Below are 16,427 nucleotides of genomic sequence, written 5' to 3' on the forward strand. Positions count from 1 at the left end.
CATTGGCGAATATCGAGAACCTCACCTACACCGGCACCGGCAATTTCTCGGGCACCGGCAATGGTGCCGCCAACACGATCGCCGGTGGGGCGGGCAATGACACGCTGAACGGCGGAGCCGGCGCCGATACGCTGATCGGCGGCAGCGGCGACGACACCTATGTGATCGACAACGCCGGCGACGTCGTCACCGAAAACGCTGATGACGGCATCGATACCGTGCGGGTTTCTCTTGCCAGTTACACATTGGGCACCATCGGTGATGTGGAAAACCTCATCTATACGGGCAAGGCAGCATTCACGGGTATCGGTAACGAGCTGGACAATCTCATCGTCGGCGGTGCGGGCTCCAACACGCTAACGGGTGGCGCAGGCAACGATACTCTCACTGGTGGAGGGGCCGCAGACTTCTTCGTGTATCTGCCAGACTGGGGCCACGATACGATCACAAATTTCGTGGCAACCGGCACGGCGCACGACACGATCAAGATCGATGACAGCATCTTTGCCGATTGGGCGTCGCTTCTCGCCGCATCCAACCAATCTGGCGGCGATACGCTCATTATGGCCGATGCGAACAATACAATCACGCTGCAGAACGTGCTCTTGTCAAGCCTTCAGTCGGGGGATTTCCAGTTCACATGATCTTCGCTCGGACTTCCCCGCGGGACGCCTGTCGGGGAAGAGTGGCGCGAAGTTCTATTGTCCGACAGCGTGCCTTGACCTGCGTCCCCGGACGACGGACGGCGACCCATGCCTCCGCGCCCGGTGCGTTTCGAGCACCGGTGCGAATATCCCGACTGCAAACAGTGGGGAGGCCTCGGCTTCGAGCGCGATAAGTCGAAGACCGACTGGTTCTGCATGGAGCATCGGCCGGAGATCTACCGCGGCATTCAGGTCCGGTGGGCCGCAGAAGGAAAGGAAGAGGCCGCGGGTTGAGGATACGGAGCTTGAGATCCGCAGTCACGCGCGTATCGACACGTCCCGGAAGTGGAGGGGTTTTTTGATTCCCGCGTCTACGATCGCCTGTTTCAAAAGCGCATCGCAGAATACGCCGGGCATGTCTTTCTGTCGGAAGATGTGAGCGTCTCCCAACGCTTCCCGCTTAAACGAGACTTCAGGGTCGCCCGCCAGAGTGTAGTATCTCACGTCTTCGATGACCTCATATCCTACTTTAGAGGCCGTCTCGTCGAGTGCGTCGACTTCCCTGATAACATCACACAGGTAGTGTTTCGGCTCGACCGGTCTTCCGCTGATGTGAAAAACTTCGCAATCGGCAAATGAAACACCGGCTGCGTCGATTTTCTCCAGCACCTCCCTGAAGCGTTGCGAGATAATCCAATAGAAATTAAACTCTTCAAGGTCCTTTGGTGGGCGATCATATCCATTCTTTTCGGGTCGGAATCTCGGAATCTCCGGAAACGCTGGAAAGCCATATTTTTGGCCCGATCCCGGTCCGAGCAGTACACGTGGAGGGGTGATAAGCTTATCTCTGTTCTCGAGTTCAAGGCCATGAGAGCCGCCTGAGTAAGTTGGCCCTAGTTGGAAATATGCGCCTATACGCTTTGGTGCGCGCACGCGCTTTGGCCTGAGCGATACGACGTTGGACATGTTTGCCTTCCAGTGGTCTGCGTGCCTGACTTCAGCCTAGTCTAGCTGGACGCTGAAAGAATGTCTCCGCGGCGCCGATGGACGCTTCCCGGAAGGTGCTGCGTCTAGACCTGATCCTGAGCTATGCCGGAATCTAGCGCGTCTTTGATTTCGATAGCAGCGGCGACAAAGCTCTCGAATTCACTCCTCTCGAAGGGGTAATACTGCCGGTTGCCGGCAGAGGTACACGCGAGCACGACATAGGCGTCTTCGCTATCACGTTTCATGCGAAAGGAAATCGCGCACGTGCCGTTCATGATATGAAGGTCCGTGCGCTGGACTACCCGCCCCGTCAGCACACGCTTCATTGACTTAAAAATCCCTGACATTGCAACCTCTTGCGTCGACATCCGACGGGCAGTAAAACTGCCATCCTTAAACTATCCTGTGCAAGACCATAGGGTTGGGGGTCATGCTGACAGGCAAAGACTGCCGCGACGCCGGGTGGGTATGCTCGTCTCACCCAACAAAGCCATTCACCGGAACACACGAATGCGCGTGCGGCGCCGCCGGCATACCATACCCCCGTTGCTCACCGGAGCTCGCATGGATAAGGCGCCGGACTACTCAGGATCTTCAGGTCCGTAACGCACATCGCCGGCAAGAAGGCCAATTGACCTTCATGCGGTCCCGCGGCATTAACTGCCGGCATGGATAGTGAACCCGAGCCTGACCCTTGTAACGGGCGCAGAACGCTTCGGCGCGGTTAAGGTCGCGACCGCAGATTAGAAGATCGATCTCCGGGATATTGGACAACAGTTCCGTCAGGCGGCCACCGAAAACGCCGTACCCACCGATAATCAGACGCAATCTCTCTGCTCGCACAACCTATTCCTATATTCCTGTGTGGCTCACGATGTGAAGGTCATCTTCGCCAAGAGACTGGTTAGCGCCACGTTCGTCTCTGCAGTCACCGAAAGAAGCAGGGGGTATGCAACTACCGTGAATATCAGCCCGCATGCCGGCGAGCGAGATTACGTCATTTGGCGTAACCTGAACGGGGGATGACGTATCTCAGGTTATCTGCGATGTTCCCGCCGCCAAGAGACTGTTGAGGGCTCGAACGGGAAAAACGGGCGAGCCCTCTTCTTTTTGAACCTGTTTGTTCTGCGTCGGGTTGGGGGCCTGCACCACGGCGGACCGGCGCAGGCCCTTGCATCGGCAAATGTTCTTCCCAGAGGCTCGGCAAGGGCGATCGGCGCCTATGGCCGCTGATGAAGTCTCCAGTGGTCGACGGCGCTGCTTCGCCGGCCTAGTCGGCGGCGAAGTTCTGGAACAAGTAGCCAATACAGCGTCCCGCCGTGCAATGAAGGCGGTCGCCTCGGCAGCCCTTTGCGGCTCGCGGTGCCGCCGAGGTAGCCAACAGTCGTCGATCGGCTCCTGTATCTCCACTGCTGCGCGAGGGCTGTGGTCACCGAACGCCAACCGTTAGAGTGCTAACGCCTCTTCGAGGAAGAGGACAAGTAACCCTACCTGCCCGGATTGACCTGGGACGCGTTCAACGCGTTGTCGAAACGCCGGAAATCCCGTGAGAGCTTCAGAAACTCGCCCAGTATTTCACGACCTATCTCGGCTTCGGGAGGCCTGTGACCGTTCTTGCCGCCGCCGGGGCCAGACCTGCAGAGGGTTCTTCGCGGAAGAGCAAATCGCCAAGCTGCGTTACCACGAGGTCTTTCCGCCCTGTATAGGCCCTCGGTGCGCGTCAGAAAGTGCTGGCGGGTATGAGGTGGCTCGGCTGCGAGGATGACGACGAGCCGAAATAGGGCGGTAGGACGGAGGCCCAGGCGAGTGACGGCCCCGATGCCGGCCGGCTCCAGGCGCGACCATCCGCTGTCACGCCTTGTCGAGCGCGATCGTCAAGTCGGCGATCAGGTCGTCGGGATGCTCGATGCCGATCGACAGGCGGATGGTCGAATCGAGCACCCCGATCCTTAAGCGCACCTCGGCCGGCACGCCGGAATGGGTCATGGTCGCCGGGTGGCTGGCAAGCGATTCCGTGCCCCCGAGGCTCACCGCCAGCTTGAAGATCTGCAGCGCGTTCAAGAAACGGAATGAAGCGGGCTGGCCGCCCCTGATGTCGAAGGAGAAGGTCGAGCCGCCGCCCGTGCACTGCGCCGCAAACACTTGTCCGACCGGCGATGCCGGGTCGTGATAGGGCAGGTAGTGGATGTTCTCGACATTCGGGTGCCCGCGCAGGAAGTCGGCGACGGCGAGCGCGTTGGTATTGGCCTTCTCCATGCGGATCGACAGTGTTTCCAGGCTGCGCCCGAGCATCCAGCAGGAATGCGGGTCGAGCTGCGTGCCGATCGCCCCGCGCAGCGCCTTCACCTGTTTCATCACCGCCTTGGAGCCGAGTGCGGCGCCGGCGATCAGGTCCGAATGGCCGCCGACATATTTGGTCAGCGAATAGAGCGAGATATCCGCCCCGTGCTCGATCGGCCGCTGGAAGACCGGGCCGAGCAGCGTGTTGTCGCAGGCGATCACCGGACGATGACCCTGTTTTTCGCCGATCGCCTCGGCCACTCGCCGGATCATCGCCACGTCCACCAAGCTGTTGGTCGGGTTCGCCGGCGTCTCGATCAGGATCACCGAGACGCGGCCCTTGCCCATCGCTTCTTCGGCCGCCGCCGTCACCGACTGCTCGTTGACCCCGTCCGCGAACCCTACCGCCGCAACCCCCATGTTGAAGAAGGTTTTCGAAAGCAGGGTTTCGGTCCCGCCATAAAGCGGCTGCGAATGCAGCACGCTGTCGCCAGGGCGCACGAACGTCATCAGCGTCGTGGCGATTGCCGACATGCCGGAGGAAAACAGCACGCAGCTCTCGGTGCGCTCGTAGACCGCCAGCCGGTCCTCGACGATCTCGCTGTTGGGATGGTTGAAGCGCGAATAGACCAGCCCCGCCCCGGTGCCAGCCGGCGGCTCGCGGCGGCCGGAAACGAAGTCGAAGAAATCGCGGCCCTCCTCGGCGGACTTGAATACGAAGGTGGAGGTGAGGAAGACCGGCGGCTTGACCGCACCCTCGGAAAGCTCCGGGTCGTAGCCGTAGTTCAGCATCTGCGTTTCGGGATGGAGCTTGTGATTGCCGATATGCGTCTTGGAGGGATGCGGGGCGGTCATGATCGGTCTCCTGGTCTGAAAAAAGCGGATGCCATGACCGGAGATAATATCGGAAAAGCCGCCGCCAAGGGGCGGTACCTGCGAAAGCCGGATGGTCTGTGCGGGATCGGGTGATGCGGCTGCGAACGTCCCAAGTCTGTCGTTGACCCGTGCGCTTCGGCAAGGCTATCACTGCTTGCGTCAATAAGGGAGGATGCCCGCGAGTATTTCAGGGCATCATGATCAAAGAATGCCACGCCTTTCCGCCTCCACCGCACTTGCCCCCCATGTCGCCGGACCCGGTTTCGACCGGGCTCTTCTGAAGCCCGGCATTCTGCATATCGGGCTTGGCGCATTCCACCGTGCCCATCAGGCGGTCTATACGGATGCCGCGCTGGCCGCGGAGTTCGGCGACTGGGGTATTGTCGGCGTCAGCTTACGCTCGATCGATATTGTCCAGGATCTTGCGGCGCAGGATGGGCTTTATTCGGTGGTTACCCGCAGCGCCGCAGGCGACAGCGCCCAGGTCGTCGGCTCGGTCGCAAAAGGCCTGTCGGGCGTCGAGGACCAGGCGGAGATCCTGGCGCTGATGGCCGATCCGGCAATCGGGATCGTCACCATCACCGTCACCGAAAAGGCCTATGGCATCGATCCGGTATCCGGTGGGCTCGACCGCACCCATCCCTCCGTCCAGGCCGATCTTGCCAATCCCAGTTCGCCAAAAGGCGTGATCGGTTATCTGGTCGAAGGCCTTTCGCGCCGCCATGCCGCGGGCCTGCCGCCTTTTACCGTGCTTTGCTGCGACAACCTTCCGACCAACGGCCGCATCGTGCGGCGGCTGGTGATCGAACTGGCCGGCGCCCGGGACCCGGCGCTCGCCAACTGGATCGCCGGCCACGGCGCCTTTCCGTCCAGCATGGTCGACCGCATCGTGCCGGCTGCCACCGACGAGACGCGGGAGCTTGCTGCAACGCTGATCGGCGCCGAAGACAGGCTGGCGCTCGGCACGGAACCCTTCATGCAATGGGTGATCGAGGACCATTTCCTCGCCGGCCGGCCCAGGTGGGAAGCCGGCGGCGCGCTTTTTGTCGACGATGTCGAGCCCTATGAGAAGATGAAGCTGCGGCTGCTCAACGGTTCCCATTCCCTGGTCGCCTATCTCGGCCAGTTGAAGGACCTCACATTCGTCCGCGACGTCATGGCCGTGCCGGAATACCGGGCACTGGTGCGCCGCCACATGGCGGAGGCGGTGAAGACGCTCGATCCGGTGCCGGGCATCGATCTCGGCGGTTACATGGACCAGCTGATCGAGCGTTTCGAGAACCCGACGATCGCCCACAAGACGCAGCAGATCGCCATGGACGGCACCCAGAAACTGCCGCAGCGCATCTTCGCAGGCGCGGTGGAAGCGCTGGCGAAAGGTGGAGATGCGTCGTCTGCGGCTTACGTTGTGGCGCTCTGGATCGCCTATGCGCGCAAGACTGCGGAAATCAACGATCCGCGCGCGGCTGAGCTGAAGGCTGCCGCCGCCAGGATGACGGCGGACGATCCGTCAGCACCCTTCTTCGCGCTTCCGGGCCTGTTCCCCCAGGCTCTCACGGAAAATAGCGCATGGCGCGCGCAGGTGAACGCGGAGCTTGAAAAACTGAATGCCGGCTGATGCCGGCATCCTCGTGGGCGAGCTCGTGTATCAGCCCTTGAAGGTGTAATCAGCGATCGATTGCGGTTTCATCTCGATCGAGAAACCAGGCCGCACCGGCGGCATATAAGCCGCGTTCTCGATGATGCAGGGCTCGACGAAATGCTCGTGCAGGTGGTCGACATATTCGATCACCCGGCCTTCCTTGGTACCGGAAACAGCGATGTAGTCGATCATCGACAGATGCTGCACATATTCGCACAGGCCGACGCCACCCGCATGCGGCCAGACCGGAAGGCCGTATTTCGCCGCGACCAGCAGCACTGCAAGCACCTCGTTCAGACCGCCCATGCGGCATGAATCGATCTGGACGATGTCGATCGCGCCTTCTGCGATGAACTGCTTGAACATGATGCGGTTCTGGCACATCTCGCCGGTCGCGACCTTTACCGGGTGAATGCCATTGCGGATCTTGCGGTGCCCGGCAATGTCGTCCGGGCTGGTCGGCTCCTCAATGAAGAAGGGTTTTGCAAAGGCGAGTTTGTTGACCCAGTCGATCGCCTGGCCAACCTCCCAGACCTGGTTTGCGTCGATCATCAGGAAGCGATCGGGGCCGATCACCTCACGGGCGATCGTCAGGCGCCTGATATCATCTTCGAGATCGCGGCCGACCTTCATCTTCACATGGTTGAAACCCGCATCGACGGCCTGCCTGCACAGCCGGCGCAGCTTCTCTTCCGGATACCCGAGCCAGCCGGCCGACGTCGTGTAACAGGCATACCCCTCGCGCTTCAGCACCTCGATGCGCTCCGCCTTGCCCACTTCCGCCCGGTTCAGGATCGCCAGCGCATCCTCGCGCGACAGCACGTCGGTCAGGTAACGGTAGTCGACGATATCGGCGATCTCCTCGGCCGACATCTCTGCAACCAGTTGCCAGACCGGCTTGCCCTTCTGCTTGGCGAGCAGATCCCAGAAGGCGTTGACGATTGCGCCGGTGGCGAGGTGGATGGCGCCCTTGTCCGGCCCGATCCAGCGCAGCTGGCTGTCGCTGGTCAGATGCCGCCAGAACTTTCCGGGCGCCGTGGCGAAGCTTTCAAGTTCCTGTCCAACCACCAGATGCCGCATCGCCTTGATCGCCATGCAGCAGATGTCGTTGCCTCGCCCGATCGTGAAGGTCAGGCCGTGGCCGGCAAGATCTCCGCTATCGGTATCAAGGATGACATAGGCCGCCGAATAATCCGGGTCCGGGTTCATCGCGTCGGAGCCGTCGAGGCTCTGCGATGTGGGGAAACGAAGATCGAAGACGCGGAGATCGGTGATGCGGGTCATGGTTCTCTCGTATTGCCTCAGATGGTCCAGCCGCCGTCGATGGCGTAAGCCTGGCCTGACGTATAGGTGGCGCCGGCGAGGTAGAGGGCGAGCTCGGCGATTTCTTCCGGAGTGCCGAGCCTGCCCATCGGCTGGCGGGCGATGAAGGCGGCGCGGGCCTCGTCGTAATTGCCCTGGGCCCGCATGCGGTCCTGCAGCGAAGGGCTTTCGACGGTGCCGGGGCAGATGGCGTTACAGCGGATGCCGTCGGTCACATAATCGGCGGCGACGGATTTGGTGAGCCCGATCACGGCGGCCTTGGTAACGCCATAGGCGAAGCGGTTGGGCACGCCCTTGATGCTGGAAGCAACCGACGACATGTTGATGATCGCGCCGTCCTTCTTCGCAAGCATGCCGGGCAGCACCGCCCGGATGGTGCGGATCATCGCCCTGACGTTGAGGTCGAGGGCGAAGTCGAAGTCGCTGTCCTTCATCTCGAGGATCGAGCCCCCATGGACGAAGCCGGCGCAGTTGAAGAGGATGTCGACCGTGCCGATGCGCTCGACACAGGCGACGATCGCCGCGTTGTCCAGCACGTCGAGCCTCGCCGTCGTCAGGTTGTCGAGTTTCGGCAAGGCAGCCAGCAAGCTTTCGTTGATATCGGTCGCATGGACGGTCGCGCCGGCTTCTGCAAAGGCGAGCGCCGCCGCCCGGCCGATGCCCTGGCCTGCGGCCGTCACCAATGCGGTTTTTCCATCAAGTCTGATCGTCATGTCTTATCCTCGAATTGCCGGTTCTCATACCGTTTTGGCCGGCCGTCAGTCTGATTGAGGAAATCCTCAATCATGATGAAAGACCTCTTCCATCATCGCCCACCACTCGCCTTCCTTGCGGCTGTCGAGCGGCTTCTGGCAAGGGATGGTGAGAGACCACCACTCCTGATTTTTAGGGTCGGCGGCTATTTTCGCCATATCGGCTTCGAAATCGCTGCCGTGATATTCCCAGGTGCCGAACAGCAGGTTTTCCGGCTCGCGCAGGAAGATCGTATAGTTCCTGATATTGGCGCGGCTGATGAGGGCGAGCACGTCCGGCCAGACGGCCGCGTGCAGGCGCTTGTATTCCGCGATCATCTGCGGCTCGATGCCGATCACCATGCCCATTCGCTGCATCTTCGCCTCCTTCAGACTTCCACCAGCGCCTTGACGACCCCGGCCGCCGGATCGGTCAGTCCCGAAAAGCGTTCCGGTACCTCTGACAGCATCATTCTATGGGTGATGAGGGCTGCGGGGATCCTGCCCTCGCGCATGGCCTGCATCACCCGCTCGAAATCCACGGCCGTCGCATTGCGGCTGCCCAGCAGCGTCGTTTCGCGCTTGTGGAATTCCGGATCGGAAAAGGTGATGTCGCTCGAAACGATCGAGACCAGCACGTAGGTGCCGCCATGGGCGACGAAACCGAATCCGCGTTCAATCGCTTTCGGATTGCCGGTCGCATCGAAGACAGCATCGAAGAAGTCGCCGCCGGTCAGCGCCGAAAGCTGCCCCTGGTCGTCCGGACCAAGTTGAACCGTGGAGGCGAGCCCAAGCTGCTGGCGGGCGAAGTCCAGCCGGTCGCCACGACTGTCGAGAAGCGCCACCGCAGCGCCCTCGAGCGTCGCGAAGATTGCGACCGCCAGCCCGATCGGCCCCGCGCCGGTGACCAGAACGCTCTGTCCCGGCTCGATCCGGGCGCGGGCAACCGCATGGGCACCGATTGCCAGAAATTCCACCATTGCCGCCTGGTCGAGCGAAAGCCCGTCGGCCTTCATCACGAATGCTTCCGGCAGGCTCAGATATTCGGTCATGCCGCCGTCGCGATGCACGCCGAGGACGCCGAGGTTGCGGCAGCAATTGGTCCGGCCCTTGAGGCAGGCATGGCAGTGGCCGCAGGAGATGTAGGGCATGACTGAGACGGTATCGCCGACCGCAAGCGTACTGCCGGCCGGTGCTTCCTCGACCGTGCCGGCGAGCTCGTGACCCATGACGCGCGGATAGGACAGATAGGGCTGGTTGCCGGTGAAGATATGCAGGTCGGTGCCGCAGACGCCGATGCGCTGCAGCTTCACCAGCACTTCGCCTTCACCGCGAAGAGGCTTGGGACGGTCGATGGCGCTGAGTTTGCCTGGTTCGTCGCAGATGATAGTCAGCATGTTCTTACGCTCCGAGTCGATAGAAACGCTGGGCATTGCCGCCGAAGACCTCGCCATGAGCGTCGGCGGGCACGATATCGAGGCATTGGTCCAGCCAGGCCTGGTAATCTCCGGCAAGCCTCAGCACCGGCCAGTCGCTGCCCCAGATGACCCGTTCCCGGCCGAACAGGTCGAAAATGGTTTCGGCATAGGGCCGCACCGCCTGGGGCTTCTGGTCGCCCGCCTCGGTCAGCAGGCCGGACAGCTTGCAATGAACGTTCGGCAGTTCGGCGAGCACTTTTATGCGCGCATACCAGTCGATGAAACGGCCTTCAGAGATCGGCGGCTTGGCGCCATGGTCGATCACGATCGGCAGACCGGGGTGTCGCCGGGCGAAGGCGAGCAGCGGTTCGAGATGGCGCGGCAGCACCAGCGCATCGAAGACCAGATGGTGCTCGCGCATGGCGGCAACAGCGGCGTCGAGCGCCGGATCGCCGATCCAGTGGTCGTCGGCGATATCCTGCAGCATCGGCCGCAGCCCTTTGAGCTTCGGATGCCGGGCCAGTCGGGCTATGGTGGCCGGCGCGCCCGGCGCTTTCATGTCGGTCCAGCCGACCACGCCGAGGATGAAAGGCGTGCTGTCGGCGAGATCGAGCATGAAAGCGGTGTCCGCTTCGCTCTCCATGGTCTGCACCAGCACCGTACCGTCGATGCCGGCGACCTTAAGAAGCGGACGCATATCGCCGGGCAGGAAGTCCCGATGAATCGCCTGAAGCTCGGCCGGCGGCCATTGTCCGGTCCGGTCCGCGATCCGCCAGAAATGCTGATGCGCGTCGACCCGCATGGTTCAGCCCTCCTGGCCGGGCAGCGGTGCGCCATCGGCGATCAGCCCGCGGGCTTTCAGGCGGGACCAGAAGGAGGCGGGGATTTCTTCTCCGAACCAGTCGACATTCGCCCTGATCTGTTCGGCGGTGCGTGCGCCGGAGACGACCGTCACCACGGCCGGATGGGCCAGCGGAAACTGTAATGCCGCCGCCTGCAGGCTGACGCCCTCTTCCTCGCAGGCCGCCCGCAACACGTCGACGCGGGCGAGGATATCGGCCGGCGCGTCCGCATAGTTGAATTTGCGGTTGCCGGCGAGCAGGCCGGAATTGAACGGCCCGGCCACCACGATGCCGACCCCCTGGCTGGCGCAGTCGTCCATGAAGGAGAGGCTCTGCTGTTCGAGCAGCGTATAACGGCCGGCGAGCATGGCGACGTCGATATCGAAGACCTGCATCGCGTCGCGGATGATCTCCCATTCGTTGACGCCGAGGCCGACCGCCTTGGTAAGTCCTTCCTCACGCAGCTTTTTCAGCGCGCGAAAGCCGCCGCCGGCGGTCAGCTGGTACCAGTAGTGTTGATGGCGGTCGCCATGGGTCATGCTGCCGATGTCGTGGATATAGAGAATATCGGGCTTGAGGATGCCGAGCCGCTGCTGGCTTGCCTCGAAGGACCACATGATGCCGTCGTAGCTGTAGTCGAAGACCGGCCGGAAGGGCAGCGGCTCGACATATCCGTCTTCCTGCGAACCGACCGTCTCGTCCGGCTGCATCAGCCGGCCGACCTTGGTGCTGAGCACGAAGTCGCTGCGCGGCAGGTCCGTCAGCATGGTGCCGAGCCGCCGCTCCGAGCGGGTGTATCCGTAGAAGGGCGCCGTATCGTAATAGCGGATGCCGGCCTCCCAGGCGGCTCCAAAAGCGCCGGCGGATTCCTCGTAAGAGGTCTTGTGGTAGAGACTGCCCATCTGCGCGCAGCCGAGCCCCATTTGGGTCAATTCGACGGAGGCGTGGGGCAGCTTGCGGCGCTCAGTGACATTCATGGGATCGTCCGAAGTCCTTTGGAATAGGATCACGGACGCGCATCATTCGCGATGCGCGCCCGCTGGGGGGTAAGGTTAGTAGAGAACGTTCTTGGCTTCCGGCTTGTCGATATTGTCCTTGGTGACGACGACGACACCGGTATCGACGAACTTTTCGACCTTCTCCTTGTTGATCGACTGGAGCACGGTCTTGACGCCGAGTTCGCCCATCTGGAAGGAGCCCTGTACCGCGATGGCGGAAAGCGTCCCGTCCTTGACGAATTCCTGCAGGTCCTGGTTTCCGTCAAACCCGATCGCAACCACTTTGCCGGCCTTGCCGGACTGTTTCAGCGCGCGGCCCATGCCGATCGCCGTCGGCTCGTTGGCGCCGAAAATGCCCTTGAGGTCGGAATTGGCGGCAAGCACGTCGGTCGTCTGGTTGAGCGCGGTCGCCATCTGGGACTGCGAGTAGAACGGTCCGACGATGGTCAGCTTCGAGTTCGCCTTGATATAGTCGGTAAATCCGCCGACGCGGCCGATTTCGGAGCCGGCACCCGCCACGTAGGACATCACCGCGATCTTGCCTTCCTTGCCGACCTTGTCGATCAGCGCCTTGGCGGCAAGCTCGCCGGCCTTCTTGTTGTCGGTGGCGAGGAACGACTGGTAATACTGCTCGGATCCCTTGGCGAGCAGCGAGTCGACGATGATAACCGGAATGCGGGCTTCCCAGGCCTTCTTGACGGCCGGAACCAGCGCGTCCGGATCGGACGGCGCCAGGACGATGCCGGAAACCTTGCGGTTGACGGCGTTCTCGACCATGTTGACCTGGTCGGCGATCGCGGATTCCGCAGCCGGTCCCTGGAAGGTCATGGTGTTGCTGCCTCCGCCGGCCTTTATGGCGGCATCGGCACCCTTCTGGACATTCTGCCAGAAGGTGGAATTGACGGTCTTCACGATGACGGCGATTTCGCCGGCCTGAGCCGAGAACGCAGTCAGTGCGATCACGGATGTCAGCAGTGCGGCAGCAAGCTTTTTCATGTCTTCCTCCTCTTTTCGTTGGCCTGAAACGGCCGGTTTTTCTAGAGAGCTCCTCACTCCCTTGACGTCCCGCGGGTAAAGGTCCGCGTGCCCTTATCTCAGCGGCGGTTGCGCAGCTGGTCGATCCAGACGGTGACCAGAATGACGAGGCCGATGATGATCTGCTGCGTGAAGGCGGAGACGCCGTTCATGTTGAGGCCGTTGCGAAGGATGCCGATCACGAAGGCGCCGATCGCGGTTCCAGAAATCGTGCCGACGCCGCCGATCAGCGAGGTGCCGCCGATGACGGCGCTGGCGATCGCGTCGAGCTCGTACATCACGCCCTCGTTCGGCTGGGCGGTGACGAGGCGCGACATCAGCACGCAGCCGGTCAGGCCGGCGAGCGTGCCGGAGAGAACATAGGTGAAGCTGACGATGCGGGCGACATTGACGCCGGAAAGCCGCGCCGCATCGGCATTCGAGCCGACCGCATAGATATGCCGGCCGAGCACCGAGCGGTTGAGCATGTAGGAGACGGCGATCGCGATCGCGATCATCAGGATGACCGGGTAGGGGATGCCGGGGAAAACGATGGTCGGGAAGCCGTCGTTGCCGATGGTGACGACCCGGAAGAGCGAACCATTGCCGAGCTCGCCGAAGGATTCGCCAAGCCCCGAGACGGCCCGCGCACCGGTGATCTGCAGCGCCACGCCGCGGGCGATCAGCATCATCCCGAGTGTCGCGATGAACGGCGGCAGCTTCATCTTGGTGACGAGAATGCCGTTGACGTAACCGCAGGCCGAGCCGGTAAGAATGCCGCAGATCATGCCAAGCCAGACGGGCGTTCCGAAATCCTTGACCGCCAGCGCCGCGACCACCCCGGAAAGCGCCAGGACCGAGCCGACCGACAGGTCGATGCCGCCGGTGATGATGACGCAGGTGGCGCCGATGCCGAGAAAGGCGATCGAGGTCACCTGCAGCGCGACCGTCATGCCGTTGTCGATGGTGAAGAAGGCGCTGCTGGTCGCCGAAAACACCCCGATCAGCACGAACAGGCTGCCGAGCGCGGCGAATTTCTGGATGATATCCTTCTGGCGGTCGCTGAACGTGCCGCTCTTCTGTTTGGTAATTTCGGTAATGTCAGCCATGTAATGCCCTCATCCTGCCGACCGAGCGTAGCCGGAGGCGTATCGCATGATCTCTTCCTGATCGGTTTTCGCAGTCTCCAGCACGCCGGTGATGCGGCCCTGGTGGAAGACGGCGACGCGGTCGGTCATGCCGAGAATTTCCGGAAGCTCGGAACTGATCAGCACGACGCCGATGCCGTTTGCCGCAAGCTCGTCCATGATCCGGTAGATCGCCAGCTTGGCGCCCACGTCGATGCCCCGGGTCGGTTCGTCGAAGAACAGCATCTTCGACTTCCGGAACAGCCATTTGCCGATGATGATCTTCTGCTGGTTGCCGCCCGAAAGCAGCCGCACCGGCTGCTTGATCGAGGGCGTGCGGATGTTCAGGAGGTCGATGTACTCTTTCGTCGCGCGGGCATGCTTGGCAAAGTCGATCAGGCCGAAGCGGTTCGAGACCGCCTCCATGTTGGCGAGCGTCATGTTGGCGTCGACGGGCATCTTGACCGCCAGCCCCTGCGCCTTGCGGTCCTCGGACAGATAGGCGATGCCGGCGGCGATCGCATCGCGCGGCGAGGTGATGGTGAGCGTATGGCCATGCAGGGTGACCGTGCCGGTATCGAGCGGATCGGCGCCGAAGATAGCGCGCGCCACTTCCGTGCGCCCGGCACCCATCAGGCCGGCAAAGCCGAGGATTTCGCCGCGGCGCAGCGTGAAGGAAATGTCACGGAAGACGCCGGCGCGCGAAAGGCCCTGTGCCGAGAAGATGACCTCGTCGCCCGGAACCGAGGTCCGCTCCGGAAACTTCTCCTCCAGCGACCGGCCGACCATTTTGGAGACGATCGCGTCGATGCTGGTGGCGGCAAAATCGTCGGTGGAGATGTAGCGGCCGTCGCGCAGCACCGTGACGCGGTCGACGATCTCGGACATTTCGTCCAGCCTGTGCGAGATATAGACGATGCCGACGCCCCCCGCCTTGAGATCGCGGATGACCTTGAACAGCAGCTGCGTCTCCTGCTCGGTCAGCGAGGACGTCGGTTCGTCCATGATCAGCACTTCGGCGTCGAGCGACAGCGCCTTGGCGATTTCGACCATCTGGCACTGGGCGACGGACAGACCCCTAACCGGACGATCCGGATTGATGTCGACCCCGAGCCGGTCGAGGCAGCGCTTGGCGTCGGCGCGCAGCGTCTTGCGGTCGACGAGAAAGCGTCCTGCGAGGAAACCGCGGCGCGGCTCGCGGGCAAGATAGATGTTTTCCGCCACCGTCAGGTGCGGCACGAGGTTGAGTTCCTGGTGGATGATGGCGATACCGGCGGCTTCCGATTCCCGCGTCGAGGAGAAATGCCGTTCCTCGCCCTTGTAGGTGATCGTGCCGGCGCTCGGCTGGTAGACGCCGCTGACGATCTTCATCAGCGTCGATTTGCCCGCGCCGTTTTCGCCGCAGACCGCATGAACTTCACCGCGGCGGAGGTCGAAATGGACGTTGGCAAGCGCTTTGACGCCTGGGAAGTCCTTGCTGATATTGTCGAGGCGGAGCAGCGGCTGGGTTGTCGAAGCCGATGCGGCACGGCCCGGCAGCATGGCGGCGCCATGCATAGTCTGCCCAAGCTCGGCCGGACGGTTTTCCACATTTGCCTCCCCGGGCCGGTCAGGCCCATTCGCCGGCGGCTCCTCCCTCCGGCGTTGATAATGGGTAAACCTGAGGGCGGAAGTGGTCAAGCCAATTTTTTCAGAATGCAACGGCAGACCCCTGACGGCGAAAGGCACAGGAGGGAAAAGGGATTAAAGTCGTTAGAAATCAACGACGGAAATTTCATTGTTGCTCTCCTCGCGCCTGCTGATATGGTAAGGCCACATTGTCAGGACGATCGAATTCATGAACGGACCCATCAAGACGGCAGAACCGCGGCGGCTGTATCAGCAGATCGCCGATCAGATCCGGGTGCTGATCCAGGGCGGCCAGTTTCCGGCCGGCGCACGCCTGCCGGCCGAGCGGGAGCTTGCCCAACAGCTTGGCGTCTCGCGTCCGTCCTTGCGCGAAGCGCTGATCGCGCTTGAGATCGACGGAAGCGTCGAAATTCGAATGGGGTCGGGCATCTACGTGACGGCAGAGCCGGACCGCCGGCCATGGCAAAGCGGCTCCATGGGCGAAAGCCCGCTTGAGCTGATGCAGGCAAGAGCCGCCGTCGAAGGCGCGGTCATCCTGCTTGCAGCGGCAAGGGTCACGCCGGAGACATTGCGATCGCTGCGCCAGACGCTCGACCAGATGCGCACGGAAATCGCCGAAGGGCGCAAGGCGCTCGACCTCGACCGGCTTTTCCATCTGACCATCGCCAGCCAGTCGGGCAATTCGGTGCTGGCGCATATCGTCGGCGACCTGTTCGACGAGCGCCACAGCCCGATGTCGGCGCAGATCCGGGTGCGGTTCGAGACCCCGCAGACCTGGGGCGCTGCTCTGGCCGAACACGAGGCGATCTATGCGGCGCTGGAAACACGCAACCCGCTTCTCGCCCAGGCGATGATGCATGCCCATCTGGAGGAATCGAAACAGCGCTGGATGAACCACGAGACACGGTGATATTCC

15 protein-coding genes and 1 pseudogene are annotated in these 16,427 nt (G+C 62.3%); 4 read left to right on the top strand and 12 right to left on the bottom strand.

The genetic code is table 11. The features are described 5' to 3' along the window. Both C5L10_RS30515 and C5L10_RS30520 read left to right on the top strand, forming a co-directional pair. Positions 1–644 (top strand): annotated as a pseudogene (locus C5L10_RS30515) (calcium-binding protein); the annotation flags it as partial. Positions 645–752: 108 nt separating this feature from the next. Next, positions 753–938 carry a hypothetical protein gene (locus C5L10_RS30520; protein WP_105432756.1) on the top strand — a complete coding sequence of 62 codons (186 nt, stop codon included), beginning with the start codon at positions 753–755 and terminating at the stop codon, positions 936–938. 24 nt (positions 939–962) lie between these two features. Here the strand turns inward: C5L10_RS30520 and C5L10_RS30525 are convergent, their stop codons facing one another. The 3 genes from C5L10_RS30525 to C5L10_RS30535 form a co-directional block, all read right to left on the bottom strand. Next, positions 963–1,610 (bottom strand): imm11 family protein, encoded by a 648-nt coding sequence (locus C5L10_RS30525; protein WP_105432757.1) that lies wholly within the window; start codon positions 1,608–1,610, stop codon positions 963–965. A 104-nt stretch (positions 1,611–1,714) separates the two neighbouring features. Beyond that, positions 1,715–1,978 (bottom strand): hypothetical protein, encoded by a 264-nt coding sequence (locus tag C5L10_RS30530; protein WP_172717272.1) that lies wholly within the window; start codon positions 1,976–1,978, stop codon positions 1,715–1,717. A gap of 1,504 nt (positions 1,979–3,482) precedes the next feature. After that, positions 3,483–4,766, bottom strand: coding sequence for a cystathionine gamma-synthase family protein (locus C5L10_RS30535; protein ID WP_105432759.1), 1,284 nt, complete (start codon positions 4,764–4,766; stop codon positions 3,483–3,485). Positions 4,767–4,995: 229 nt separating this feature from the next. Between C5L10_RS30535 and C5L10_RS30540 the strand changes: the two genes are divergently transcribed. Further along, on the top strand, positions 4,996–6,405 hold the full coding sequence (locus C5L10_RS30540) for a mannitol dehydrogenase family protein (protein WP_105432760.1): 1,410 nt from the start codon (positions 4,996–4,998) through the stop codon (positions 6,403–6,405). Positions 6,406–6,435: 30 nt separating this feature from the next. On the opposite strand, the gene C5L10_RS30545 is transcribed toward C5L10_RS30540, so the two are convergent. The 9 genes from C5L10_RS30545 to C5L10_RS30585 form a co-directional block, all read right to left on the bottom strand. Next, positions 6,436–7,713 carry an L-fuconate dehydratase gene (locus tag C5L10_RS30545; RefSeq protein WP_105432761.1) on the bottom strand — a complete coding sequence of 426 codons (1,278 nt, stop codon included), beginning with the start codon at positions 7,711–7,713 and terminating at the stop codon, positions 6,436–6,438. Between the two features lie 17 nt (positions 7,714–7,730). Then, the gene (locus C5L10_RS30550; RefSeq protein ID WP_105432762.1) at positions 7,731–8,465 is read right to left on the bottom strand and encodes an SDR family oxidoreductase; all 735 of its coding nucleotides are present in this window, start codon (positions 8,463–8,465) and stop codon (positions 7,731–7,733) included. Between the two features lie 66 nt (positions 8,466–8,531). Continuing rightward, entirely contained in the window at positions 8,532–8,861 is a 330-nt protein-coding gene (locus C5L10_RS30555; RefSeq protein WP_105432763.1) for an L-rhamnose mutarotase, read from the bottom strand. Positions 8,862–8,872: 11 nt separating this feature from the next. Further along, positions 8,873–9,880 (bottom strand): zinc-binding alcohol dehydrogenase family protein, encoded by a 1,008-nt coding sequence (locus tag C5L10_RS30560; protein WP_105432764.1) that lies wholly within the window; start codon positions 9,878–9,880, stop codon positions 8,873–8,875. Positions 9,881–9,884: 4 nt separating this feature from the next. Then, on the bottom strand, positions 9,885–10,703 hold the full coding sequence (locus C5L10_RS30565; protein ID WP_105432765.1) for an amidohydrolase: 819 nt from the start codon (positions 10,701–10,703) through the stop codon (positions 9,885–9,887). A 3-nt stretch (positions 10,704–10,706) separates the two neighbouring features. Further along, entirely contained in the window at positions 10,707–11,720 is a 1,014-nt protein-coding gene (locus C5L10_RS30570; RefSeq protein ID WP_105432766.1) for an aldo/keto reductase, read from the bottom strand. Between the two features lie 75 nt (positions 11,721–11,795). Beyond that, entirely contained in the window at positions 11,796–12,737 is a 942-nt protein-coding gene (locus tag C5L10_RS30575; protein WP_105432767.1) for an ABC transporter substrate-binding protein, read from the bottom strand. 98 nt (positions 12,738–12,835) lie between these two features. Beyond that, positions 12,836–13,864, bottom strand: coding sequence for an ABC transporter permease (locus C5L10_RS30580; RefSeq protein ID WP_105432768.1), 1,029 nt, complete (start codon positions 13,862–13,864; stop codon positions 12,836–12,838). A gap of 9 nt (positions 13,865–13,873) precedes the next feature. Further along, the gene (locus tag C5L10_RS30585) at positions 13,874–15,424 is read right to left on the bottom strand and encodes a sugar ABC transporter ATP-binding protein (protein WP_105432797.1); all 1,551 of its coding nucleotides are present in this window, start codon (positions 15,422–15,424) and stop codon (positions 13,874–13,876) included. Between the two features lie 295 nt (positions 15,425–15,719). On the opposite strand from C5L10_RS30585, the gene C5L10_RS30590 reads away from it, so the two are divergent. Further along, on the top strand, positions 15,720–16,421 hold the full coding sequence (locus tag C5L10_RS30590; protein WP_105432769.1) for a FadR/GntR family transcriptional regulator: 702 nt from the start codon (positions 15,720–15,722) through the stop codon (positions 16,419–16,421). Positions 16,422–16,427: the final 6 nt, after the last annotated feature.

It is taken from the genome of Neorhizobium sp. T6_25 (assembly GCF_002968555.1).
Lineage (GTDB): Bacteria > Pseudomonadota > Alphaproteobacteria > Rhizobiales > Rhizobiaceae > Neorhizobium.